The 23,688-nt window shown below is 69.9% G+C and carries 24 protein-coding genes; 6 read left to right on the top strand and 18 right to left on the bottom strand.

Translation table 11 applies throughout. The features are described from left to right. Positions 1-34: 34 nt before the first annotated feature. From add (QE377_RS08460) to QE377_RS08430, 7 genes are all read right to left on the bottom strand, one after another. Entirely contained in the window at positions 35-1,075 is a 1,041-nt protein-coding gene (gene add, locus QE377_RS08460) for an adenosine deaminase (protein ID WP_307321801.1), read from the bottom strand. Further along, positions 1,072-1,692, bottom strand: coding sequence for a helix-turn-helix domain-containing protein (locus QE377_RS08455; RefSeq protein ID WP_307321798.1), 621 nt, complete (start codon positions 1,690-1,692; stop codon positions 1,072-1,074). The genes add (QE377_RS08460) and QE377_RS08455 overlap by 4 nt, the downstream gene beginning before the upstream one ends. A 9-nt stretch (positions 1,693-1,701) precedes the next feature. After that, positions 1,702-2,736, bottom strand: coding sequence for an adenosine deaminase (gene add, locus QE377_RS08450; protein ID WP_307321793.1), 1,035 nt, complete (start codon positions 2,734-2,736; stop codon positions 1,702-1,704). 50 nt (positions 2,737-2,786) lie between these two features. Beyond that, entirely contained in the window at positions 2,787-3,710 is a 924-nt protein-coding gene (locus QE377_RS08445; protein ID WP_307321791.1) for an ABC transporter permease, read from the bottom strand. Then, positions 3,707-4,540, bottom strand: coding sequence for an ABC transporter permease (locus QE377_RS08440; protein ID WP_307321787.1), 834 nt, complete (start codon positions 4,538-4,540; stop codon positions 3,707-3,709). Before QE377_RS08440 ends, QE377_RS08445 begins: the two co-directional genes overlap by 4 nt. Then, positions 4,527-5,354, bottom strand: a complete 828-nt coding sequence (locus QE377_RS08435; protein WP_307321784.1) for an ABC transporter ATP-binding protein — start codon at positions 5,352-5,354, stop codon at positions 4,527-4,529. Before QE377_RS08435 ends, QE377_RS08440 begins: the two co-directional genes overlap by 14 nt. Before the next feature lie 88 nt (positions 5,355-5,442). After that, positions 5,443-6,519 carry an ABC transporter substrate-binding protein gene (locus tag QE377_RS08430; RefSeq protein ID WP_307321781.1) on the bottom strand — a complete coding sequence of 359 codons (1,077 nt, stop codon included), beginning with the start codon at positions 6,517-6,519 and terminating at the stop codon, positions 5,443-5,445. A gap of 305 nt (positions 6,520-6,824) precedes the next feature. Here QE377_RS08430 and QE377_RS08425 point away from each other — a divergent pair, with 305 nt between their 5' ends. Next, positions 6,825-7,325 (top strand): septum formation family protein, encoded by a 501-nt coding sequence (locus QE377_RS08425; RefSeq protein WP_307321778.1) that lies wholly within the window; start codon positions 6,825-6,827, stop codon positions 7,323-7,325. Positions 7,326-7,380: 55 nt separating this feature from the next. Here QE377_RS08425 and QE377_RS08420 read toward each other — a convergent pair whose 3' ends face one another. The 3 genes from QE377_RS08420 to add (QE377_RS08410) all read right to left on the bottom strand — a co-directional run bounded on the left by QE377_RS08420 (position 7,381) and on the right by add (QE377_RS08410) (position 11,208). After that, complete coding sequence (locus QE377_RS08420; RefSeq protein WP_307321776.1) at positions 7,381-8,751, bottom strand: amidohydrolase family protein; 1,371 nt, start codon at positions 8,749-8,751, stop codon at positions 7,381-7,383. 312 nt (positions 8,752-9,063) lie between these two features. Continuing rightward, a complete protein-coding gene (locus QE377_RS08415) occupies positions 9,064-10,128 on the bottom strand; it encodes an ABC transporter substrate-binding protein (protein WP_307321772.1) in 1,065 nt (354 codons plus the stop codon). A 27-nt stretch (positions 10,129-10,155) separates the two neighbouring features. Continuing rightward, positions 10,156-11,208: an adenosine deaminase gene (add, locus tag QE377_RS08410; protein ID WP_307321768.1), complete on the bottom strand. Its 1,053-nt coding sequence runs from the start codon at positions 11,206-11,208 to the stop codon at positions 10,156-10,158. Between the two features lie 114 nt (positions 11,209-11,322). On the opposite strand from add (QE377_RS08410), the gene QE377_RS08405 reads away from it, so the two are divergent. The 3 genes from QE377_RS08405 to QE377_RS08395 all read left to right on the top strand — a co-directional run bounded on the left by QE377_RS08405 (position 11,323) and on the right by QE377_RS08395 (position 12,812). Beyond that, positions 11,323-11,907, top strand: a complete 585-nt coding sequence (locus QE377_RS08405; RefSeq protein ID WP_307321765.1) for a helix-turn-helix domain-containing protein — start codon at positions 11,323-11,325, stop codon at positions 11,905-11,907. A gap of 297 nt (positions 11,908-12,204) precedes the next feature. Further along, the gene (locus QE377_RS08400; RefSeq protein ID WP_307321762.1) at positions 12,205-12,519 is read left to right on the top strand and encodes a helix-turn-helix transcriptional regulator; all 315 of its coding nucleotides are present in this window, start codon (positions 12,205-12,207) and stop codon (positions 12,517-12,519) included. Further along, the gene (locus QE377_RS08395) at positions 12,516-12,812 is read left to right on the top strand and encodes a hypothetical protein (RefSeq protein ID WP_307321760.1); all 297 of its coding nucleotides are present in this window, start codon (positions 12,516-12,518) and stop codon (positions 12,810-12,812) included. The genes QE377_RS08400 and QE377_RS08395 overlap by 4 nt, the downstream gene beginning before the upstream one ends. Positions 12,813-13,049: 237 nt before the next feature. On the opposite strand, the gene QE377_RS08390 is transcribed toward QE377_RS08395, so the two are convergent. Genes QE377_RS08390 through allB form a run of 5 tightly spaced genes read right to left on the bottom strand, consistent with a single transcriptional unit; the run spans position 13,050 to position 19,696 of the window. Then, positions 13,050-14,360, bottom strand: a complete 1,311-nt coding sequence (locus QE377_RS08390) for an allantoate amidohydrolase (RefSeq protein ID WP_307321757.1) — start codon at positions 14,358-14,360, stop codon at positions 13,050-13,052. Continuing rightward, the gene (locus QE377_RS08385; RefSeq protein WP_307321754.1) at positions 14,357-15,583 is read right to left on the bottom strand and encodes an alanine--glyoxylate aminotransferase family protein; all 1,227 of its coding nucleotides are present in this window, start codon (positions 15,581-15,583) and stop codon (positions 14,357-14,359) included. The genes QE377_RS08390 and QE377_RS08385 overlap by 4 nt, the downstream gene beginning before the upstream one ends. Before the next feature lie 23 nt (positions 15,584-15,606). Then, the gene (locus QE377_RS08380) at positions 15,607-17,175 is read right to left on the bottom strand and encodes an AtzH-like domain-containing protein (RefSeq protein WP_307321752.1); all 1,569 of its coding nucleotides are present in this window, start codon (positions 17,173-17,175) and stop codon (positions 15,607-15,609) included. After that, positions 17,172-18,353 (bottom strand): acetamidase/formamidase family protein, encoded by a 1,182-nt coding sequence (locus QE377_RS08375; protein WP_307321750.1) that lies wholly within the window; start codon positions 18,351-18,353, stop codon positions 17,172-17,174. The genes QE377_RS08380 and QE377_RS08375 overlap by 4 nt, the downstream gene beginning before the upstream one ends. Continuing rightward, entirely contained in the window at positions 18,350-19,696 is a 1,347-nt protein-coding gene (gene allB, locus QE377_RS08370; RefSeq protein ID WP_307321748.1) for an allantoinase AllB, read from the bottom strand. The genes QE377_RS08375 and allB overlap by 4 nt, the downstream gene beginning before the upstream one ends. Before the next feature lie 112 nt (positions 19,697-19,808). Here allB and uraD point away from each other — a divergent pair, with 112 nt between their 5' ends. Both uraD and uraH read left to right on the top strand, forming a co-directional pair. After that, complete coding sequence (uraD, locus tag QE377_RS08365) at positions 19,809-20,333, top strand: 2-oxo-4-hydroxy-4-carboxy-5-ureidoimidazoline decarboxylase (protein ID WP_307321746.1); 525 nt, start codon at positions 19,809-19,811, stop codon at positions 20,331-20,333. Then, complete coding sequence (gene uraH, locus QE377_RS08360; protein ID WP_307321744.1) at positions 20,330-20,662, top strand: hydroxyisourate hydrolase; 333 nt, start codon at positions 20,330-20,332, stop codon at positions 20,660-20,662. Before uraD ends, uraH begins: the two co-directional genes overlap by 4 nt. Positions 20,663-20,796: 134 nt before the next feature. Here the strand turns inward: uraH and QE377_RS08355 are convergent, their stop codons facing one another. The 3 genes from QE377_RS08355 to QE377_RS08345 form a co-directional block, all read right to left on the bottom strand. Beyond that, positions 20,797-21,486, bottom strand: a complete 690-nt coding sequence (locus tag QE377_RS08355; RefSeq protein ID WP_307321740.1) for a hypothetical protein — start codon at positions 21,484-21,486, stop codon at positions 20,797-20,799. After that, a complete protein-coding gene (locus tag QE377_RS08350) occupies positions 21,486-22,670 on the bottom strand; it encodes a hypothetical protein (RefSeq protein ID WP_307321738.1) in 1,185 nt (394 codons plus the stop codon). The genes QE377_RS08355 and QE377_RS08350 overlap by 1 nt, the downstream gene beginning before the upstream one ends. Positions 22,671-22,781: 111 nt before the next feature. Next, positions 22,782-23,642 (bottom strand): GIY-YIG nuclease family protein, encoded by an 861-nt coding sequence (locus tag QE377_RS08345; protein ID WP_307321735.1) that lies wholly within the window; start codon positions 23,640-23,642, stop codon positions 22,782-22,784. Between the last annotated feature and the right edge of the window lie 46 nt (positions 23,643-23,688).

Raw genomic sequence — 23,688 nt, 5'->3', positions numbered from 1 at the left:
GAGCAGGAGGATCAGCAGCGGCCGACGGCGGGGGTCAGGTCTCGAGGAGGGCGTCGAGGGCGATGAACGCGCCCTCGAACTCGCCGCGTAGGCGCGCCTTCGTGGCCGCATCCGCGAACGAGATGTCGATGCCCGCGAGAGCGATGCGCTTCGCCGTGGCCGCGTCGACGCCCAATGCCACGAGTCCCTCGCGGTACTCCTTGCCGATGTCGGTGCGGAAGAACATCGCGTCGTCGGTCGACACGCTGATCGTGAGACCCGCGTCGATCATGGCGCGCAGGCGGTGGCCCTCGTCCAGCGTCCACCCCGAGCAGATGGTCGTCGACACGGGCGTCGTCGCGAACCCGATGCCGCGCTCGAGCGCGAGAGCCACCACCGCAGGGTCGTCGACGATGCGGTAACCGTGGTCGAGACGGTCGCAGCCCAGCACCTCGATCGCCTCGCGTACCGCATCCGGTGTCGCCGTCGGCGTCTCCCCGACGTGCGCCGTCAGCTTCAGACCGGCGGATGCGGCGAGCCGGTACGCGGCCGCGAACCGGGTGGGATCCTCGGTGTTCTCCGGGGTGAGGTCGTCCTGGCCGATGCCCACGACCTCGGGGATGCCGTGCTCGATCACCTCGCGCACCATCGCGACCGCGGACTCGGGGCTGTCGCGCCGGTTGATCGCGGCGACGATGCGGAACCCGACTCCGAAGTCGGCCTCGGCGCGGCGCAGGCCCGCGATGATCGGGTCCATCACGTCCCGGTAGCCGATCCCGCGGTCGGCGAAGTACTGCGGGTTCACGTAGTACTCGCGGTAGCGCAGGTTGCCCTCGGCGACGGCGGCCCTCACGCCCTCCCAGGCGACCCGCTCGAAGTCCGCCGGCTCGCGCAGCACGTCGTGCGCGGCGCGGAAGGCGACGAGGAACTCGGGCAGGTCGGCGAAGTCGAAGAGCGTCTCGGGGTCGTCGCCCCACAGCTCCACGCCGTAGCGCGCGGCCAGCTCGATGAAGGTGGTCGCCGTCATCGTCGAGGCGAAGTGGCAGTGCAGCTCCGTCTTGGGCAGCAGCTGCAGGTAGTCGGCGTACGAGATCACGGCGTTCCTCCGGGTGTGCGGGGCCTGAGGACGCCCGCGCTCTTGACGACGAGAAGCCGGTACGGCTCCCCGTCCAGCGACCACCAGCGGTGCACGACGCCTCCGGGGAAGTGCACCGAGTCGCCGGCGGTCAGATCGTGCGCTTCGCCGTCGAGTTCGATACGGATGCCGCCGGTCACCACGTAGAGGAACTCCTCCTCCTCGTGGGTGAAGCTCTCACCGGGCACGAGGGCGTCGGCTGCGACCTCGACCGGGTGGAAGGCGCGCGCGTCGTGCGCCAGCATCCGCGCCGTGCCGGATGCGAACCCCTCGGGCACGGCGCCGGATCCGGCTCGTTGGATCTCGATCGCGGATGCGGCCTCGCGCGGCTCGTCGGAGGCGGCGATGAGCTCGATCGGACTCGTCTCCAGTGCCACCGCGATGCGCCGGAGCGATGCCAGGCTGGGCTGGGCGAGGCCGCGCTCCAGCTGGCTCAGGAACGGATGCGACAGTTCGGTCGCCGCGGCCAGGCGCACGAGGGTCAGTCCGCGCGCCTGGCGCAGCTCGCGGATGCGGGCGCCCAGACGCTGGCCGGCCGCATCCTCATCCGCGGCGATCGTGGCGACAGGATCGGTCATGGTCCGAGGCTATGCGGCGGGCATCGCGACGCCGTGGCGCGCCGCATAGTCTGCGACGGCCGCGAGGTAGCCGGCGCGGCGGGCCGGTGTCAGCCACGAGGCCTCGAACGAGTTGATCGCGAACTGCACCAGATCGGTCTCGGTCAGCCCCGCGTACTCGGCGAGCGCGACGTAGGTGTCGCCGACGTACGCGCCGAAGTAGGCCGGGTCGTCCGAGTTCAACGTGACCTTGGCGCCCTTGCGGAGCAGCCCCACGATCTCGTCCGCCTTCATCTGCTCGGTCACGAACGAGTTCGACACCGGGCACGTCGTGAAGCCGAGCCCGCGCTCGATGGCGAGGGCGACGAGTGCCGGGTCCTCGACGATGTTGGTGCCGTGGTCGATGCGGTCGACCTGGATCGTGTCGAGCACGGTGCGGATGTTGTCGATGGAGCCGGGCTGGTCGATGTCGCAGTGCATCGTCAGCAGGAAGCCTTCGGCGCGTGCCCGGGCGAAGACCTCGGCGAACTTCTCCGGCGGGTTGCCGCGCTCGTCGGAGTCCAGGCCGATCCCGAGGATCCACTGCTTGTACGGCAGCGCCTCCATGAGCGTCGCGAAGGCGAACTCGGCGGAGTAGTCGCGCAGGAAGCACATGATGAGCTCGGCCGAGATGCCGAGCTCACGCTCCGCGCGCACCACGGCACGGCGGTAGCCGCCGATCACATCGGCGAACGGCACTCCGCGACCGGTGTGCGCCTGCGGGTCGAAGAACATCTCGACGTGCACGACGCCCTGCGCCGCAGCCCGCTGGAGGTAGGCCCAGGCGAGGTCGTGGAAGTCGTCGGCCGTGACCAGGACCCGCATCGCCGGGTAGTACACCGCGAGAAAGCTCGTCAGGTCGGTGAAGTCGTAGGTGGCCTTCATCTCGTCGACGGTCTTCTCGGCGAGCTCGATGCCGTTGCGCTCGGCGAGCGCGAACTTGAGGTCGGGTTCGAGGGTGCCCTCGAGGTGCAGGTGGAGCTCTGCCTTGGGCAGGCCGTGCGCGAACGCGGCGAGATCGGTCATACCGAAGATCTTCCTGGAATCGGCGGATGCGGCGCGAGTCGCCGCGGGGGTCAGATACCGGTCTGGGCCCGCATGCCCATGCGGGCGAGCACCACGTTCTCGACGATCTGGATCACGTTGTACAGCACGAGCGAGACGATCGTGACGAGCACCACGGACGTCCAGAGCGCGCTGAACTGTGCCTGCGGGATGTAGCCGGCGATCGAGCCGCCGATCCCGCCGCCGACGGCGAGCCACTCGGCGAGCAGCGCACCGGTGATCGCACCGGGGACCGAGATGCGTACGGCGGCGAAGAACGCCGGGAGCGAGGACGGCATGGCGATCTTGCGCAGCTTGGCCCACGAACCACCGCCGTAGACCTCGACGAGGTCGTTCATCTGCGCGGAGGCGGACTTGAGACCGAACGAGATGTTCACCAGGGCAGGGAAGAGCACGACGATCCCGCCGATGACGGCCACGGTCGCGATGTCGCGGCCGAAGATCATGATGATCACCGGCGCCATCGCGATCAGGGGCACCGAGCGCAGGAGCATAGCGACCGGCATGAGCGCATGCTCGATCCCCTTGCTCAGCTGGAAGATGCTGGCGCCGAGGATCGCGACGACCAGTCCCGACACGAAACCGATGAGCGAGTGCCCCAGCGTGACGGCCAGGTTCCCGAACATCAGTTCACGGTTCGCCTCGGCTGCCGGCAGCGTGAAGAGGTAGTTCCACACGTCGATGGGGCCCTTGGCGATCATGGGCGAGACGTTGAGGAGCGCCAGGACACCGACCCAGAGGGCGAGCACGCCCACGAGGGTGCCGACGAAGGTCACCATTCCCCAGCCGAACGCCTTCAGGGCGCCGGACGCCACCTGCTTGCGCACTGTCACCTGGATATCGGGCTTCTGCGCGGGCGGCTGCGGGCCGGAGGGGGCGTTCATGGTTTCGGCGGACTGCCGTGTGCCGGTGGCCGCGACGGCTGCTTCGGTCACTTCTGGGCTCCCTTCGACCAGGGCGCGATGAGGCGGGCGACGAGTCCGACGAGGGCGAAGCCCGCGAGTGCCACGGCGCCGGAGGCGAGGGCGAGCGCCCAGACGAGGGGCGCGTCGGAGTTCTGCTGCGCGAGGATCATCGCCAATCCCACCCCGGCCTCGATCTTGCCGAAGAACTCACCGAGCACGGCACCGAGGAAGGCGGCAGGGACGGCGATCTGCAACGCGTTGAGGATGGCGGGAAGTGCTGCGATGAGCCGCACCTTGCGCAGCTGCGTCAGCTTGCTGCCGCCGTAGACGGTGATGAGGTCCAAGCTCGACCGGTCGGCCGACTTGAGCCCGAGCAGCGCTCCGACGACGGTCGTGAAGAAGACCGACAGGGCCGCCAGGAAGACCGCCGTACCGCTGGGTTCGCCCGCTTTCGGAACGGGGAACAGCACGACGGCGAGCATGCCGATCGCGACGATGGGCACGCAGTAGGTGAGGATCGCGAACTGCATGGCCACGCCCTCGAACCGTGGGACGAGGAGGACGATGAACGCGAGCGCGAGAGCGAGACCGTTCCCCCAGAGGTATCCGATGCCCGCCTCGACCAGGGTCACCGAGAAGTTGCGGGCGAAGTAGTCCCAGCCGGTCGTGATGTACGCGCCGATGACGTCGGGCGGGCTCGGGATGATCTGCCGGCCCGAGGGGTTGAGGAAAATCGTGGAGATCAGCCACCAGAAGGCGACGAGGGCGATCCCGCCCATGATCCCGATAACCCACGCGGGGAGGCGGACGTCCTCCCACTGGACCGCCTTGCCCTTGGGCGATGCGTCAGTGGTCGTCATCTGCCGCGGCCCCTCCCGCTCCGAACAGGAGCTCAGAGGCCTGATCGACGTACGAGTGGAACTCCGGGCTGCGCATCATCTCGGGCATCCGCGGGCGGGGGAGGTCGATCGTCATGACCTCCTTGATGCGGCCGGGGCGCGGGCTCATCACGGCGACCTGGTCCGAGAGGAAGATGGCCTCGGAGATGCCGTGCGTCACCAGCAGCGTGGTCGCAGGCTTCTCCGTCCAGATCCGCAGCAGCTCGAGGTTGAGCTTCTGGCGGGTCATGTCGTCGAGAGCGCCGAAGGGCTCGTCGAACAGCAGGACCTCGGGGCGCATGATGAGCGAGCGCGCGATGGACACGCGCTGCCGCATCCCGCCCGACAGCTGCGCCGGCCTGGCCTTCTCGAAACCGCGGAGCCCGACCAGGGCGATCATCTCGTCGATGTACGCCTTGTCGGGGCTCTTGCCCGCGATCTCGAACGGCAGACGGATGTTGGCGTAGACGCTGCGCCACGGAAGCAGCGCCGAGTCCTGGAAGGCGATCCCGAGCTTGTTCTCGCGACGCATCTCCTTGGGGCTCTTACCGTCGACGCGAGTCGTGCCGCTCGTGGGCTGCTCGAGGCCCGCGAGGATGCGGAGGATGGTCGACTTCCCGCATCCGGACGGCCCCAGCAGCGACAGGAACGTGCCCTGGTCCGTGTGGAGGTTCGTGTCCTGAAGGGCGACGACCGACTTGCGGCCGGTGGTGAAAACCTTGTTCAGGCCGGTGATCTGGAGGCCGGTGCCGAGCGCGGCATCGGTCGCGCCGGTCTCGACGACAGTCTGGGTCACGTCGATGGCTGCTTTCGCTCGGGGTCGGTGGGTCACCGACGGGGGGTGGGGAGTACGAGGGCGCCCGCGGACGGGCGCCCTCGCGGTGTCAACCTGCGTACTTGACCAGGTCGGGGTTCTCGCTGTAGAGCTCCTCGAGGAGCGAGGTGTCGAACAGCTGGTCGGCGGTCACGTCGATGCCGGCCTCCGACAGGCTCTTGATCGTGGCGTCCTTGAGGTCGTCGGAGATCGTGAACAGGCCGTTCTCGGCGGTCTCATCGGAGACGACGAGGTCACTCAGCTGGGCGGCGGCACCGGCCTCGGAGTTCTTCGGGTCGAGGTTGAGGTCCTTGCCGTAGTCCTCGTAGGCGAGACGCGCGCACTCGGCGGGGTCGGCGATCGCGTCGGTCCAGCCCTGGATCTCGGCCTTCAGGAACGCCTTGACCTTCTCCGGGTTGTTCTTGATCATGTCGTCGGTCGCCACGAAGGTCTCGGCCGGGAACGCGAGGTTGTTGTCGGCGAAGGGCAGGTTGACGGTCTCGTAGCCCTCGTTCGCGACGATGATCGCCTCGTTGGTCAGGTAGGAGACGAAGCCGTCCACCTCGCCGTTCGTGAGGGGCGCCGGGTCGTACTGCACGGGGACGACCGTGACGTCGGACGTGGTCATCCCGTTGGCGGCGAGGAACGCGTTGAACAGCGAGGTGTTCGGGTCCTGCACACCGATCTTCTTGCCCTTGAGGTCGGCGACCGTGGCGATGTTGCCGCCGTCCTTCAGCGAGAGGATCGTGAACGGGTTCTTCTGGTAGGTCGTGCCGATGATCTTCAGCGGCGCGCCCTCGCTCGCGACGACGGAGCCGATGGCGACGGCGTCGCTGAGACCGAAGTCGGCGGATCCGGCGATCAGCTCCGTGGCGCTCGTGGATGGGCCGGGCACGAGCGTGGCGCTGCTGAAGCCCGCGTCCGTGAAGTAGCCCTTCGAGTCGGCGAAGAACTCGCCGCAGAACTCCTCGTTCTTGATCCAGCTGAGCTGGATCGTGGTGTCGCCCAAGCCCGCGGCGTCGCCGCCGGAGGACGACGAGGATGCGGGGTCGCTGGATCCGGCGCACGCGCTGAGCGCGAGGGCCGAGAGAGCGACGGCGGCGATGGACACGGCGACGCGCGTGCGGCGTGCGGTGAAGCGGGACATAAGCTGTCTCCCGGTTTGTCGGGTGGTGCACTTCGGGTGGTTGGGATGCCGGCGCCTCCCGTGCTCGGGTTCATCCCGGCGGCAGCGGTCTGCGTGACGAGTCCGACGCTAAGCGATGTAGATTTCACGAACACTGGCGGTCGTGTTTCCGCACCGTTACACCTGACCTATCCACAGGTCGGCGTCAAGAGACTCGTGCGCGCACGCGTGGACCGATAGCCTGGCGGCCGTTCACCACAGCGAACACGTTCCCTTCAGCCTCCTCCGACGGCACAGCCGTCCGAGCGCGCCCGAAAGCGAGTGCCATGCGTACCTCCCGCCTCCTTACCGCCTCCGCCGTCATGGGGGCCGCCCTGTTCCTCGGCGGCTGTTTCCAGATCAGCGACCTCGGGGGCGGCCCCGAGGCGGTGCGCGACTCCGACACGGGCGAGGTGACCGACGCCGGCAAGGCCGACGTGTTCACCCTCTCGGTGGGCGACTGCCTCAACGACCAGTCCGGCGAAGAGGTCACCGACGTCCCGGTCGTGCCCTGCAGCGAGCCGCACGACAACGAGGTCTACTACGAGTTCTCGCTTCCCGATGGTGAGTTCCCGGGCAAGGACGGCGTCTACGCCGCCGCTGACGAAGGCTGCTACCCCGAGTTCTCGACCTTCGCCGGCATCGCCTACGAGGAGTCAACCCTCGAGTTCTCCTACTTCGCCCCGACCCAGCAGAGCTGGGATGAGGGCAACGACCGCCTGGTCTCCTGCATCATCTACGACACGGCAGGTCAGGTCACCGGCACGCTCGCGGGCGCCGCGCGCTGATCGATCGCACGCGAAGGGGGCCGGGTCATCCCGGCCCCCTTCGTCGTTGGCGGCGTCAGGCGGGGTGGCGACCCAGGCGCTCGGCCACGCGAGGCAGGTCCTCGTGCACGCGGATGGTCGCCTCCGGCGCGAGCGGGTTCGTCGACACCCCCTCCTCGCTGACGAGACGGCCGCCCACGTAGACCCGCTTGAGGTTGCGGGGCGTCATCGACAGCACGTAGCTGCGCACGGGGTGCCAGAGCGGACCGACATCGGGCTTGCGGGGGTCGACCACGACGAAGTCGGCGAACTTGCCGACCTCGAGGCTGCCGACGCGGTCGTCGACGCCCAGGATCGCAGCTCCGCCCAGCGTGTGCAGGCGCAGGACCCGCTCGGGCATCATCGACAGCGGGTCCTTCGTCCGGGCGCGCTGCATGAAGATGCCCGCGCGCATGTTCTGCCACGGGTCGGAGACGTCCGTGCAGGCCTGGTCGTCCAGCCCCATCCCCACCCTCATCCCCAGCGCCAGCATCTCCGGAACGAGGGCGACCCCGGAGGCGAGGCGTCCGTTGGATGCGGGCTGCCAGGACATGGAGGCGCCGCCGGCGGCGGTCTGCTCGATGATCTCGGGGGTGGTCTGGATGAAGTGGCCGAACATCATGCCAGGGCCGAGGGCACCCGCATCCCGGTACATCGCGAACTTGGACTGCTGCAGCGGCACGGCCTCCGGGGACTCGAGGAAGTGGGCCTGGTTGGTCACCCCGAACCGGCGCATCGCCTCCACCTCGACCTCGGCCGCATCCGGCCGCGGGGACCACTGCACCTGTCCCATGATCGACGCGCCCAGCGCGAACGCCGGGTCCATCGCGCGCGAGTGCGCGACCTCCGCGGCGAACCGGTCGAAGATCTCGTCGTCGCTGCCGACGGTGGCATCCATGCCGATCGCGTCGACGAAGCGGATGCCGGCGTCGAGGCACCCGTCGGCCTGGCGCGTGTGGTACTCGAGCCCCCTCATCGCGGCATTGCCGACGCGCTTGCCGTCGACCATCGACTCCCACGCCTGCAGCGGATCGGTGAAGTTGTAGGCGGTGGTGACGCCGTTGCCGAGGAAGTCGAGCGCGCCGTGCAGGGTCGACCAGTAGATGTCCTCCGGCGTCGCCGCGGAGGTCATGCCGAGCATGGAGTCGCACCATCCGTAGAGGGTCTCTCCCACGCCCAGTCCGCGCAGTCCGCTCGTGAACAGGTGCGAGTGGCTCGACACGAACCCGGGGGCGACGAACGCGCCGTCGACGTCGAGGACCTCATCGGCGGTGACCGTGGGAGCACCCGACCCGAGGGCCGCGATCCGCCCGTCCTCGACGAGCATCCAGCCGTCCTCGATGTAACCGGCGTCCTCGGTGCCGGCGGGCACGGTGATGAGGCGGGCGTGCGTGATCAGCAGGCTCATGGGGCTCCAGTTCGGTTCGGGCGGACGACGCGGATGTTGGTGACGGTAACACTGCGATGTTTCGAGCGCGTGGCGCCGGCGCCCCGCCCGAGGCGCACTTCCGGTGCCCGAGTTGCGTCGCTTCTGCGCAGATGCGCCACTTCTGCGCAGAAGCGCCAGTTCATGACTGTGGCGGATGCGGAAATGTGTCGCCCTCGAGCACGCGACGACCGATGGGGCGGCACACCACGCACGCACCACCCCGAATCCGGCACGCCACACACGACGCCGCCCCACATCCGACGCGGGATGCGGGGCGGCGGCGTTCAGGACTCAGCCGGCGTACGCGATGAGGTCCGGGTTCTCCTGGTAGACCTCGTCGAGCAGACTCATGTCGAACAGGTCGGACGCGTCCAGCGTGATGCCGGCGCCCGCGAGGCTGGCGATCGTCTGCTTCTGCAGGGCCTCGGAAACCGTGAACAGGCCGTTCTCGGCCGTCTCGTCCGTCGTGATGAGCGCGTTGGTGGCCAACAGGCCGGCGATCGTCTTGGCGGGATCCAGGTTCAGGTCGGCTCCGTAGACGTCCTTCGCGAGACGCGCGCCCTCGTCGGGGTCGGCGAGGGCGTCGGTCCACCCGCGGATCTCGGCGACGAGGAAGGCCTTCAGCATGTCGCGCCGGTTCTTGAGGGTGTCGTCGGTGACCGAGAACGTCTCGGCGACGAACGGCAGGCCGTTCTCGGCGAGCGGCAGGTTGGCCGTCTTGAACCCGGCCATCTCGACGGTGATCGCCTCGTTCGTGAGGTAGGCCGTGAAGCCGTCGACCTCGCCGTTGGTCAGCGGCGCCGGGTCGTACTGCACGGGGACGATGTCGACCTGGGAGGGGTCGATGTCGTTCGCGGCGAGCAGCGCCGAGAAGAGCGCCCGGTTCGAGTCCTGCACGCCGATGCGCTTGCCGATCATGTCCGAGGGCTTCAGGATGTTGCCGCCATCGGCCAGCGAGAGGATGGTGAACGGGTTCTTCTGCAGCGTCGCGCCGATGATCTTGATGGGTGCGCCCTCGGTGGCTACCGCCGTGCCGGCCGACACGGCGTCGTTGATCGCGATGTCGGTCGTGCCGCTGAGCAGCTCCGCGACGCCGGTCGAGGGACCGGGGATCAGCTGCACCTTTCCGAGGCCCGCTTCCTCGTAGTAGCCCTTCGAGTCGGCGAAGTACTCGCCGGCGAACTCCTCGTTGAGGATCCAGCTGAGCTGGAGGGTGACGTCGCCGAGACCGGCTCCGTCGGACGATCCGGATGCGGCCGGCTCCCCCGACGCGCCCGCGCAGGCGGTGAGGGCGACGGCGGAGACGACGAGGCCGGCGAGGGCGACTCCCAGGCGGGATCGGTGGCTGCGTGACATGGGTGCTCCTGGTGGTGGATGGGTGGGTCAGGGGGTCTTCACGGGCGGCGCGGCCAGGTCGGCGACCATGCGGTCGGCGCGCTGCTGCAGCTCGCGTTTGCTGTCCGCGTCGAGCCAGCTCGCCTCGATCGCGTTGTCGGTGAAGGATGCGAGGGTGTCGAGGCCGTACCCGAGCGCGTGAGCGAGGGCGCGGTAGTCGTGGGTGGGATCGGTGCCGAACATCGGCGGGTCGTCGGAGTCGATGGTCACGAGCAGTCCCGCATCCACCATCTGCTTGATGCGGAGGTGGCTGCCGTCCCCGCTGCCGGAGTACCGGCCGATGTCGCTCGACACGGGGGTGCAGGTGAAGGGGATGCGCTCCTCGACGCAGCGGCGCGTGATGTCCGGGTCGTCGACGATGTGGTAGCCGTGGTCGACGCGGCTGCATCCGAGCAGGTCGAGGATGGTCTCGATGTTGTGGGGCGGCCCCGACTCGGAGTGCGCGGTGCGCTGCAGACCGGCCTCGCCGGCGAGCCGGAAGGCCTTCCAGAACTTCTCGGGCGGCCCGATCATCTCGGAGTAGTCGAGACCGATCCCGATGACCTCGTCGTAGGGATTGGCGATCATCGTCTCGACCAGCTCGGTGGCGGCGCCCGGGGTGTCGTTGCGGTTGAGGCCGACGATGAGGTTGCTGCGGATGCCGGTGTCGGTCTCGGCGTCGCGCATCCCGGCGCGGACGCCGTCGATGATCGTGCGGTACGCGACGCCGGGGTGGCCGGGAGGACTGAGGAAGATCTCGCGGTAGAGCACGTTGTGCGCGGCTCCGCCCGCCGTCAGCGACTCGTAGGTGACGCGATGGAAGTCGTCGACGTCGCGGATGACGGAGCCCGCCACATCCAGCACACGGAGGAACTCGTCGAGATCCTCGTAGCTGGCGTGATCGAACAGGTTCTCGGCGGTGCGTCCGCCGTCGAGCACGACGCCGTGCTTGGCCGCCAGCTCGACGAGCGTCGTCGCCTGCACCGAGCCGATGAGGTGGCAGTGCAGGCTGACCTTGGGCAGTCCCCGCACGATCCGCTCGATCTCGACCGATGCGCTCATGGGACTCTCCGTGCTCTTCTAAACTGAGGGAAACACCCTCGGCGATAACTGACAGCATTCATAATCAATGGATGCGATGACGAGAGCATTCGGCGAACGTTTCCGGAGCGTAAATTGAGCGACCCCTCCCTCGATGCCGACCTCGGCTCGGTCGTCGGCGCCGAGATCCGCCGACTCCGGGACGCGGCCGGGCTCTCGACGCGCGAATTGGCCGCGGCGGCAGGGATGAGCCAGCCGTTCCTGAGCCAGATCGAGCGCGGCGCGAGCGCCCCCTCGATGGCGTCGGTCTACCGCCTCGCCCGCGCACTCGGGGTGCGGCCAGGCGACCTGCTGCCGGCCGTGGGCGCCGACGAGGTCGATGTCGTCCGCGCCGGCGAGGGGCGCCGCATCCCCGTCGCGGAGCGGGACGACGCCGCGCTCGGGCGAGCGCTGCTGCTGCGCGAGAGCTCGGCGCTCGAGGTCGTCGAGTACGCCTTCGGCCCCGACGAGTACATCGCCGAGTGGTTCGAGTCGCCGGGCGAGAGCGGCCTGTATCTGGTCTCGGGGCACCTCGAGGTGGATGTGCTCGGCGCCGGCACCTATGCGCTCGAGCCGGGCGACTTCATCCGATTCCCCGCGGGCGCCCGCGACCGCTGGCGCCTCGTCGGCGAGGAGCGGGTCGTCGCCCTCTTCGTCACGAGCGTCCCGCGCGCCCGCTGATCGGCCGGCGCGGCACCCTGGCGCGCTGCCCGGCGCGGTTTCGTGCCGAACTGCGTCGCATGTGCGCAGGTGCCACACAAATGCGCAGATGCGCCTGTCAAGAACTGTCGCGGATGCGGAGAAGTGTCGCGGAAGCGGGCGGCGTCGCCACCGAACGTCGAGCGGATACCGGAGTTCGCGGATGCGGAGAAGCATCGTGGATGCCGGACGGGTGCCCACCCGCATACGCATCTGATCATCGTTATCATCTACATAAATACATTGCTATGTGTTTATGTGTTGTGGTGTGCTGTCCGTGTGGAGCAGGACGCAGGACTCGAGGCGGCCGCGGCACTCTTCAAGGTGCTGGGTTCGGCGTCGCGTCTGCGCTTGGTCCGACTCTTGGCTGCTGAACCCGCGGGAGTCACGCACCTGGTGGCGAGCACCGGCATGTCGCAACCGCTGGTCTCTCAACACCTCGGGACGCTCCGCGCCGCGGGTATCGTCACCGTCGCCCGCGCCGGCCGAGAGGCGCTCTACAGCATCAGCGATGACCACATCGCCCACGTCGTCGACGATGCACTCACCCACGTCCTCGAAGAGGACGCGACCCATCAAGGAGAAGAACCATGAGCACCACCGACGTTCACGCCGAGCACGGCGTCGACGAGCACGAGCACGGCGCCGACTGCGGCCACGAGGCCGTGGACCACGGCGACCACGTGGACTACGTGCACGGCACGCACCACCACGCCCTGCACGGCGACCATTACGACGAGCACGAGAGTGTGGCAGAGCACTCGAGCGCCGAGCACGCCCACGGCGACGGATGCGGCCACGACACCGTCAGCCATGACGACCACGTCGACTACGTCCACGACGGCCACAAGCACGCCCCCCACGGCGACCACTACGACGAGCACTGACGCCCGCCGGTGGGGCGGGCCGCCCCGCCCCACCGGTCTCGTCACGCCGTGTTGTCCGGCTCCCCTCTCCCTGCCGAGTTGCGTCGCACATGCGCAGATGCCACAGAAATGCGCAGGTGCGCCAGTTGAAACCTGTCGCGGATGCGGAGAAGTGTCGCAGATGCCGGCCGCAGATGCCGAGCCGCAGCCGTCGAACCCCCGCAGCCCCCGAGCCGCAGGCCCCGAACCCCGCCCCCGTCAGCGCACGCGGACGTCGGCGGCGAGCGCGAGCACGGACTCGGCGAGGGCACGGATGCCGAGAGCCACGTCCGGTGCCGAGACGGACTCCCCCGGATGGTGGCTGATGCCGTCAGGGTTGCGCAGGAACAGCATCCCCACGTCGGTGATCGCGCCGATCGACATCGCGTCGTGGCCGGCGCGGCTGAAGATCACGGCCGGGTCGTCGCCGCCGGGCGCGTCGGCGGCGCCGATGCCCTCGCGCACCACGTCCTGCAGGAGCGGCGCGCACATGACGGCCGCGGCGCTGTGCACCTCGCGTGAGCTCCAGCGCAGCCCGCGGCGACCCATGATCGCGTCGAGTTCGCGGGAGAGCTCGTCCCACACGTGGTCGCGGGTCTCGTCGAACTCTCCGCGGAGGTCGAGGGAGAAGCGCGCCTCGCCGGGCACGACGTTGACCGCACCCGGGTACGCCTCGAGCTGACCGACGGTGCCGATGATGTGGTGCTCGTCGCGGCAGATGCGCTCGACCGCGAGCGCCGCCTCGCTCGCACCCAGCAGCGCATCGCGACGCATGTCGTACGGCGTGCCACCCGCATGGCGGGCCTCCCCCTCGACGACGAGCTGGAAGCGGCGGGCGGAGGCGATCGAGGAGACGACCGCGAGCGGCTCACCGCGCCGGTCGAGCTCCGGCCCCTGCTCGATGTGCGCCTCGAGATAGCCGATCAGCTCTTCCGGTCGTCGGGCGGCCTCGGCGATGCGCGCCGGGTCGAGCCCGAACTCGAGGAACGCCTGCCGCAGGCTCGTGCCGTCGGCATCCGTCAGCGCCCACCAGTCCTCGTCCCATAGTCCCGCGACCGCCGAGGAGCCGAGCAGGGCCTTGCCGAATCGCGTGCCCTCCTCATCCGAGAACGCGACGATCTCCAGCGCGAACGGGAGAGCGACGCCGAAGCGCCCGTCACCGACGGGCGTCCGCAGGAGCCGGGCGATCTCGAGCCCCATCAGCACGCCCACGATCCCGTCGAAGCGTCCCGCATCCAGCACGGTGTCCAGGTGCGAGCCGATGATCAGCGCGGGCGCGTCCGGGTCGAGCGTGTCGCCGACGATGCGGTCGAGTCGGCCGATCTGGTTGCCCGCCGCATCCTGTCGCGTGCGCATGCCGAGCTCGCGCATCCACTCCGCCGCGAGGCGGTTCACCCGTGCGTGCTCGGGAGAGAGGTAGACCCGCTCGATGCGGCCAGGCGTCGCTGTGACGCGCGCGAGCTCGTCGCACCTCGCCATCACGCGCCGCGCGGCGGCCGCGATGCGGTCCGGCGAGACCTCCAACATCATGCGCGCCCCGCGAAGACGTCGGATGCGGCCTCCACGCCGCCGCCGGCGGGAACCGCGACGCCGTGGCGGCGCAGCACCGCCTCGAGAGCGGCCAAGGTCGTGAGCACGGTGTCCTTGCGGGCGTTGTAGCCCATCGTGCCGATGCGCCACACCTTGCCGTGCAGCGGGCCGAAGGACGTGCCGATCTCGATGGCGAAGTCCTCGAGCATCGCGGTGCGCGCGGCATCGCCGGGCACCCCGTCCGGGATGTACACGGCCACGACGTTGCTCATCTTGTGCCCGACGTCTCCGAAGACGGCGAGGCCGAGCGCCTCGACGCCGGCGAGCATCGCGCGGCCGGCGAGTTCGTGCCGGGCGATCACCGCCTCGCGGCCCTCGAGGAGCAGCAGGCGCGCACACTCGCGGGCGCCGTAGAGCATGCTCGTCGCCTCGGTGTGATGGTTGAGTCGGCGCGGGCCCCAGTAGTCGAGGATCATGCCGAGGTCGAAGTAGTTGGAGCGGACGAAGTCGGGCGCGTCCTCGTCGCCCGCCTCGCGGATGCCGGCCTCGATCCGCTTGCGGGAGCGGATGACCTCGACGGCGCGCTCGCTGAGGGTGATGGGGGCGGAGCCGCTCGGGCCGCCCAGGCACTTCTGCAGACCGGCGGTCGCCGCATCCAGTCCCCAGGCATCGGCCTCGAACGCGTTGCCTCCCAGGGATGCGGTGGCGTCGGAGTAGAAGAGCACGCCGTGCGCGCGGCAGATCTCGCCGATCTCCTCCAAGGGCTGGAGCATCGTGGTCGAGGTGTCGCCCTGCACCAGCGCGAGGAGCGTCGGCTTGACGCGCACGACGGCCTCCTCGATCGCCGCGGGCGTGAAGACCTGACCCCACTCGGTCTCGATCGTGTGCACCTCGGCGAGCGCGCGTTCGGCGATCTCGGCGAGCAGGTGGCCGAAGCGTCCGAACACGGGCACGAGCACGCGGTCGCCGGGGCGCACGAGGCTCACGATCGCAGCCTCGATACCGGCGCGCGACGTTCCGTCGACGAGCAGGGTCGCGTCGTTCCCGGTGGCCCACACCTGGCGGTACAGCTCTTGCGTCTCGTTCATCGTGTGGGTCATGAACGGGTCGTACTGGCCCACGAGCGGCGCCGACATGGCGCGCAGCACGGACGGGTAGGCGGAGATGGGGCCCGGCCCCATGAGCAGGCGGGCGGGCGGGTCGATCGGGAGGGTGTCGGTCATGAGTGCTTCCTGGGGGAGCGCGGTCAGAGCGCGGCGAGGCGGCGTCCGAGGCGGACGAGGGCGATGTCGGTGCCGCTGCGTGAGACGAGGCAGACCCCGACGGGCGCGGGGCCGAGCTGCGAGCGGACGGTGAGCAGCGGGATCGAGAGGGCGGGTGTGCCGGCGACGGCCGCGGGCGTCGTCATGCGCAGCGTCGCCTGGCGCACCGCATCCACCTTCGCCGGATCGGACGTGCGCATGGGCGCGGGGCCGGGCACGGTGGGCAGCAGCAGCACGGCGTTCTGCAGGAGGGCGTGCACGCGCTCACGGAGCGGCTCGAGCGCCTGACGCGCGACGCGCTCCGCCGCGGCCGTGACCTCGCTGGCGATGCGGAACCGCTCGGCGACAGCTGCCCCCGTCGATCCCGGGTGGGCGCGGAGCCACTCGCGGTTGTTGCGCCAGGCCTCCGCCGCCTGCACCGTGCGGAACGGATCGAAGTACTCGTCGAGGTCGCCGATCGAGACCGTGTCGATCTCCGGCGCGCCCTCGGATGCGGCGAGCCGCTCCACATAGGAGTCGAACGCCGCGCGGGTGTCGGGCTCGACGTGGGTCAGCACGTCCTCGGGGATCACGAAGCGCCAGGGCAGGTCGCCCGCGGACTCGCCGAACACGCTCTCGGTCGACTCCGAGCCGTCGTAGCTCAGGCACCAGTCGACCACCCGCTGGAGGGTCTTGCCGTCGCGCGTGAGCCAGCCGATCGTGTCGAAGGACTGCGCGAGGGGCAGCATTCCCTGACGCGGCACGAGGTTGTGGGTCGTCCGCAGGCCCCACAGCCCCTGGTACGAGGCGGGCACGCGCACGGATCCCGCGGTGTCGGTGGCGAGTCCCACCTCCGCCTGACCCGTCGCGACGGCGGATGCGGGTCCGCTCGACGATCCGCCCGGCAGAGCGCCCGGGAGCGCACCGTTGGGAGGGGTGCCGTAGTGGGCGTTGTCTCCCGCGATCGAGTAGGCGAACTCGTCGGTGCGTGCGATGCCGCGCAGCGACGCCCCGCCGCGCAGCAGATCGGCGACGGCCGGAGCCGTGGTGGACTCGGGCCTCGCCGTCTCGAGGAAGGTCGGGTTGCCCGCGCCGATGCGGTAGCCCTTGATGGCGAAGAGGTCTTTGACGGCGACGTTGAGGCCCTCGAGCGGACCCTCCCATGCGCCCTGCCACAGCGGGTCGCCGACCGTGCGCCAGACCGACCGGTCGAGCGCCTGCGCCTTGCCCGTCACGTGCGCGGCCTCGATGACCCATCCGCTCCCGCCGCGCCGCCAGAGCTGGGTCTGCAGCCCCGTGCCGCCCCCGGTGAAGCGCGACACCGAGACGAGCAGGGCGAGGTCGTCGGCGAGCGGACGGTACTCGATCCGCTGGATCGTCCGCGGCGCGACTCCGCCCCGCACGCCCCGGAAGGCGCTGATCACGTCGTGGCCGACGAGGAGCCCCGCCGCATCCCCGCGCAGCGTCTCGTCGCCGGGCGCGAACATCTCGTCGAGCACCGCGAGGTCGTTGTCGAGGATGGCCCGCTCGTAGCGGTCGAAGGCGGCGCGGAGGTCGGCGGGGATCTCGCTCATGCCCGGCCCTCCGCATCCGTCGTCGCCTGCGCAGGAGAATCCGGCGCGGAATCTCCTGATGGGGGGAGATCTCCTGCGGAAGCGGCGCCGGAAACCGGGGCTCCCGCGAAGTCGGCCTCCCGGATGCGGGCGTGCACACCGCACACGATGTCCACGACCTGGGAGATGTCGAAGTCGGTCGCGGCGGAGAGGTACGCGTAGGCGAGGTGCTCGGCCATGCCGTACCGCGCTTGGAGCAGGGTGAGCGCCGCGCGCACGCAGCGGCGCATCGCCTCGCCGAGATCGGGATCGAGCCCCGTCGGAACGAGGTACTCGTCGGTGCGCACGAGCGGGCCGAGGAGCTCGCCGAACTCGGCCAGCGCGACCGAGCGCGGCACGACGTCGAACCGCAGCGTGGCCCGCAGCGACGCCTCGAGCGCGGTGAGTGCGACCTCGCCGTCGCCCTGGGCGAAGTGCGGATCGCCGACGTACGCGAGTGCGCCCGCGACCTGCACCGGCAGGTAGAGCACGGCGCCCTCGGTCAACAGCTTGATGTCGATGTTGCCGCCATGGGCGCCCGGCGGCACGGAGTGCGGGCGGTCGGAGCCTGCGACCGCCACCCCCATCGTGCCGAGGAACGGTGCGAGCGGGAAGGCCACCGCCGCCGGTCCCCCCTCGACCAGAGGCAGCGCGCCCACGAGAGCGCCGTCCTGCTCCACGACGGGGGTGAACACGCTCACGTTGTGCTCACCGCGGGGCAACTCGCCCACGAGCGCGCCCTTCCCGTGACGATTGCTGATCACGCCGTAGGGCACCCGCGGCTCGAGTCGGACGACCGTGATCTGCAGCAGATCGCCCGGCTGGGCGCCGGCGACATGGATGGGGCCGGTCACCACGTGGGGACCGTCGGCCATCACGTCGCGCGAGAGGGATGCGGCGATCGCCACGGCATCGTCGAGCACCTGCTCGGTCGCCACGCCGTGCGCCCCGAAGAAGGCGCGGGGGTCCTTGCCCTGATCCTCGAGGATGCCCTCATGGCTGACGGTGTCGACCGTCACGGTGGCACCAGGCTCGATCCGGAGCACCGGCGCGTCGGTGGCGCAGGGCAGCCGACCCCAGAAGACGTTCTCGACGGCGGCGGGAAGGTAGTGCTCGCCCGCGATGTCGCCGACGCCCGGCTGCAGGATGGGTGTGCTCACTGGCGCTCCTCGTCGATTGCCGCGATCAGCTCGCGTCCGGTGCGCGCGAGCAGACCCTCGCCGCGACGGTACACCGGCTCGCCGTGCAGCCACGTCTCGGCGACGACGCCCGTGAGGCTCGCCCCGTCCCACGGCGAGAGCGGGTTGCGGTACTCGAGGGCCGCCGCATCCACCGTGAACGTCTCGTCGGGCGCGAAGACGGTCAGATGGGCGGGCCCGCCGACCGCGATCGTGCCGCGCGAGCCGAGTCCGCCCACGCGCGCCGGCCCCGTCGTCATGAGCGGCAGGAACGCCTCCAGCGGGATGCCGCGCTCGCGCGCTCTCGTGTGCACGCTCGACAGCCCCGTCTGCAGGCCCGAGATCCCGCCCCACGCGAGGCCGAAATCCGGTTCGCCCTTGAGCTCCGGGGTCGCGGGCGAGTGGTCGCTGACGATCGCGTCGATCGTGCCGTCGAGCACGCCCTGCCAGAGCAGGTCCTGATTGGCGAGGTCGCGGATCGGCGGGCAGCACTTGAACGATGCGGCGCCGTCGGGGACGGCCGCCGCATCCAGGGTCAGGTAGTGCGGACACGTCTCGACCGTGATCCGCACGCCCTCGGCCTTGGCCGCCCTGACGTCGTCGAGGGCCGTGCCGTCGGAGACGTGCACGATGTGCACACGCGCACCCGTGCGCCGGGCGGTCTCGATCACGAGCTGGATCGCGGCCCGCTCGCTGGCGGGGGGCCGGGAGGCGAGGAAGTCCGCGTAGTGCACGCCGAGCGCGCCGTCGGCGTGCAGGTGCGCGGGGTGCTCGGCGTGCACGATGAGCAGTCCGTCGAAGGCGGCGAGCTCGGTGAGCACCTCATCGAGCTGCTCGGCGCTGAGGTGTCCGAACTCGTCGATGCCCGACGGCGAGAGGAAGCACTTGAAGCCGACGACGCCCGCATCGGCGAGCTCCCGCAGGCGACCGATGTTCTCCGGCACGGCGCCGCCCCAGTAGCCCACGTCGACGGCGATGCGTCCCCTCGCGGCGGCCCGCTTCTCGGCCAGGGCTTCCGGGGTCGTGGTGACCGGAATGCTGTTGAGCGGCATGTCGAGCACGGTCGTGACTCCGCCCGCCGCGGCCGCCGCGGTCCCCGTGTCGAAGCCCTCCCAGCTCGCACGACCCGGGTCGTTCAGATGCACGTGCGAGTCGACGAGGCCCGGCAGCAGCACGAGGTCGTCCGGCAGAGCGTGTTCCGCATCCGGATCGAAATCGCCGATCGCGCTGATGCGCCCGTCGGTCACGGTCACGGTGGCGGGGCGGAAGGCCCCGTCGAGGAACACGCGTCGCGCCGCGATGACGGCGGGTGCGGGGGTCGTCATGCCGACAACGCTAAGTGCTCCACATTTCGCAAATGTAACTGTTACCAACATTCCGGACTCACATCCCCGGCGGGTCACCCGACGGCAATGCGGGCTGGGTAGGGTGACGCGCATGCAACTGGACGAATTCAACGCCCTCGACGCCGCCGAGGCATCGCTGCTCGTGTCGGTGTGGGCGGCGGTGCCGGGCTGGGTCGACGCGATCGTCGCCGCGCGCCCCTTCGCCTCCATCGAGGCTCTCCGCTCCTACGCCGGGGATCTCGCCGGCGTCTGGTCGCGCGCCGACCTGGATGCGGCCCTCGCCCACCATCCGCGGATCGGAGAGAAGCCGACGGGGTCGGGGGCCGAGGCCGACGCGTCCCGCAAGGAGCAGGCCGCGATGTCGACCGCTGCGGACGATGTGGCGGCCGCGATCTCCGCGGGAAACCGGGCCTACGAGGAGCGCTTCGGTCGCGTCTTCCTCATCCGCGCCGCGGGTCGCAGCCCCCAGGAGATGCTCGCCGAGCTGCACCGCAGACTCGGCAATGACGACGACACCGAGGCCCGCGAGGCGACCGCGCAGCTCGCCGAGATCGCGCTGCTGCGCCTGGACTCGACGATCGTGGCCGACGAGACCGAACCGGAGGAGGCGGAATGAGCCACCTGACGACCCACATCCTCGACGCGACCGCCGGAACGCCCGCGCCGAACGTCGCGGTCACCCTGCACCGGCATCACGAGGGCGGTGCGATCGAGAGCGTCGCCGAGGGATTCACGGATGCGGACGGCCGGCTCGCGATCGGCCCGGATCAGCTCGAGGCGGGCATGTACGCGCTGACCTTCGCGACCGGCGCGTACTTCGCCGACCGCGGCGTCGAGACCTTCTATCCGCTCGCGACGGTGACCTTCACGGTCGCCGACCGCCCGCACTACCACGTGCCGCTGCTGTTGAGCCCGTTCGCGTACTCCACCTACCGCGGCAGCTGACCCGCCGGCGACCGGGCGCGACATCTGCACGACGCGTGGTGCAAGTGTGAACGTCCGGGGCTGGCGGGGCGCCCTCCGCGCAATCGGTCGTGCAGACGTTCCCCGCGCGATCCCTCCGCAGCGACCGCGACGACTCAGCGCCGCAGCTCGAGGATGAAGGGCACGACGAAGCTCGCGAGCGCCACCGCGACAGCAGCGATCACGAGCCACACCGGCGCGCCCAGGACACCGAGGACGAACCAGGCGAGCAGCGCCGGAAGGGCGAGGAAGAACACCGCGACGGCCAGCGCGAACACCCAGCCGAGACAGCCGATGACGAACATGCCGGCCGCCGCGAGCGCGAACACGCTCACGCCCCCGGTGTACCCCGAGGCGTAGCCGTTCGCCCACCGCACGCCGCCGATCTGGACCCCGAGCGCGAGGACACCGATCACGAGGACGATCCATCCGCTGACTCCCCCCGCGAGCAGCCCGACGACGACCCCGACGCACACGACGATCGACGTGATGATGACGGTGCGCAGGAAGTGCGTGGCCACGAGGCGCATGAACCTCGTCCACATCCAGGACCATCCCCAGGCGGGAAGCGCAAGCAGGCCCACCCATCGCCGCGCGTCGAATCGCACCCGCGGCCGGATCCGCACGGCCGCGGCGACCGTGATCGCCGCCCAGCCGAACGGGACGTAGACGAGGCCGACGAGCAGGATGGTCGCCTCGTCCACCCGTCCCATGACGGACAGCGGGCAGACGATGAGCCCGATCGTCGCCAGCAGCAGGTAGGTCGCCGGCAGCCACGACGGATGCGGGCGGTACAGGGAGTCCATCAGCGAGCGTCAGCGGATGCGGCGGAGTCCATCGAGGGTGTGTGCTCGCGCAGGTCTTCCACGATCGCGTCGACGATGGCCGCCGCGAGCTCCGCGCCGTCCGCGGGCCAGTCGGACGCCTTGCGGCGCTTCGGATACCACCCGCGCTTCTTGAACGACACGGACTCGGCCCCCTTCGCGGTCTTGCGCCCGAACCAGGCGGGCACGTCGCCGTACTGCGATGCGCCGAACGAGTACGCGGCCACGGCCTCTCCTCCCGCGGATGCGTAGGAGAACTCGAACGCCAAGGCGCCGCGACCGACTTCTCCCTGCCGTGTCGACTCGCGCGTCCGGCGCATCTCGACGATGCCGGCATCGAGCAGCCGACGATCGATCACCGGTTTGGACTCGGCAGGATCGATGCCGCCGGCGAGGTGGCGTCCCACCGCATCCATCAGCGTTCGCGACTGCTGGTACGTGTCCTCCGTGTCGGCGATCACGAGCCTCGCCTGCTCGCTGTTGAGCGACACTTCCGGGAACCGGCGCTCGCCCACCTCCGGCTGTCCCAAGAGACGCGGACGCCAGAGCTGCCACCCCCTGGTCCGCGCCGGACGGCGACGACGGATGCTGAGATCCGACCGGCGGCGCCAGCGCGTGTTCCCGAGGGAGTACTCGAAGACCGCGGCGGCGAAGCTCGACTCCGCCCCGGAGCCGGCCTGGGTCCAGGGCAGGAGTTCGTACTGGCGCATCTCGTCGCCGGGAGAGGTCTGCGCGTGACGAAGGCTGATGGTGAGCGCGCCGTCCTTCTGATTCACCGGCAGCAGCACGTAGTCGTTGCCCTCGCCGACCCACGGCGCCTCCCCGTCACCATCGGCCGCCTGGCGTTCCTGGAGGGTGAGGAAGTGCGCTCCCGGCGGAACGATCGGGTACACGGCCGTCACCGCATCCGTTCCGTCCGTACGCACATCGATGCGCACGTCGCGGGCGACCTGTTCGGACTCGTTCACGATCACGATCCCGCGCACTCCGGCGGAGCGGATGCGGTCGTGCGGCACCACGGTCCAGGCGACCACGCGAGCGGCCTGGGCGACAGCCGTCCGCCGCATCTCGAGAACGAGCGCGAGCACGGCGATCGGCACGGCGAACGCCGCGATCACCGTCGCGATCTGCGCCCAGAAGTCCCAGTCGACATTGCCGTCCGGCATACCCGTGTCCTCTCGCCGTGCGTCATGACGCCTCGACGCTAGGTGCCGCGGAGGGTCGAGTCCGTCCGGGAATGCCACTCCCGGACGAATCCGGACATCGGATGCGCCCGCTCAGTTCGCGTTGAGCCCGTGAGCGCGGCTGTCGAGGGCGAGCTTCCAGAACGACTCGCGCTGCAGGATGGTCTCCGCACGGGTCTTGGGGTCGAAGATCTCGAGGATCGAGTACTGGAAGTGTTCGACGATGTGACCGTCGCCGCGCGTGAGCTTGAGCAGCTCGAGATCCCGGTTGCCGCCGGAGAGGTTGCCGAGGTGCGCGTAGCCCGCCCACCGCTGCCACAGGCCGTTCGCCTCGCCCGAGGCGGAGCCGACATAGAGGCGTCCGTCGCTGAGGTCCGTGATGACGTACACGCCCTTGACGCTGGAGAGGGCGTCCTTCCAGCTCGGCTCGTCGTTCGCGATGATGCGCTGCAGCTCGCGGTGCCGCAGCCGCACGTTCTGGTAGCCGGGGAAGGCTCCGAGCTTCACGTCCGGGGCCAGCTCGTACACCTCCGGGCCGAGCGGGCCGTCCTGCAGGTTGTCATAGGAGCGGAGATAGAGGTTGCGGCCGATGGGTTCGTTCAGCTTCACGATGAGGCGCTTGACGTACTCCGCGTACCGGCCGAGCGGGGTGAGCCGATAGCCGTCGTCGCCGAACGTCTCGGGGACGCTCGGTTCGACGCGGAAGAAGCCGCCGAACATGAAGTACTCCGGCCCGTAGGGGTAGTACTGCGCGAACGCGAGGACATATTCCGCGCGGCCCATATTGTTGTTCTGCTGTCGCGAGCGGTACCTGGTCATCGCCAGCCAGGGCTCGGGATCGTCGGCCATCAGCAGGTCGTAGGCGGCCGCGCCGCCCACGCCCGCACGGATGTTGAACTTCACTTTCGTGCGCTCGGGTGCGGGCACGGGCATGAAGTCGGCGAATCTGATCACGATGCTCCTCGGGCTCTGGCCCGAGCGTACGGTCGGGCCGGAGCCC

Origin of the sequence: Microbacterium sp. SORGH_AS_0862 (genome assembly GCF_030818795.1) — a bacterium.
Classification (GTDB): Bacteria; Actinomycetota; Actinomycetes; order Actinomycetales; family Microbacteriaceae; genus Microbacterium.
Note: the sequence above shows the minus strand (reverse complement) of the source record. Positions and strands in the feature narration are given on the sequence as shown.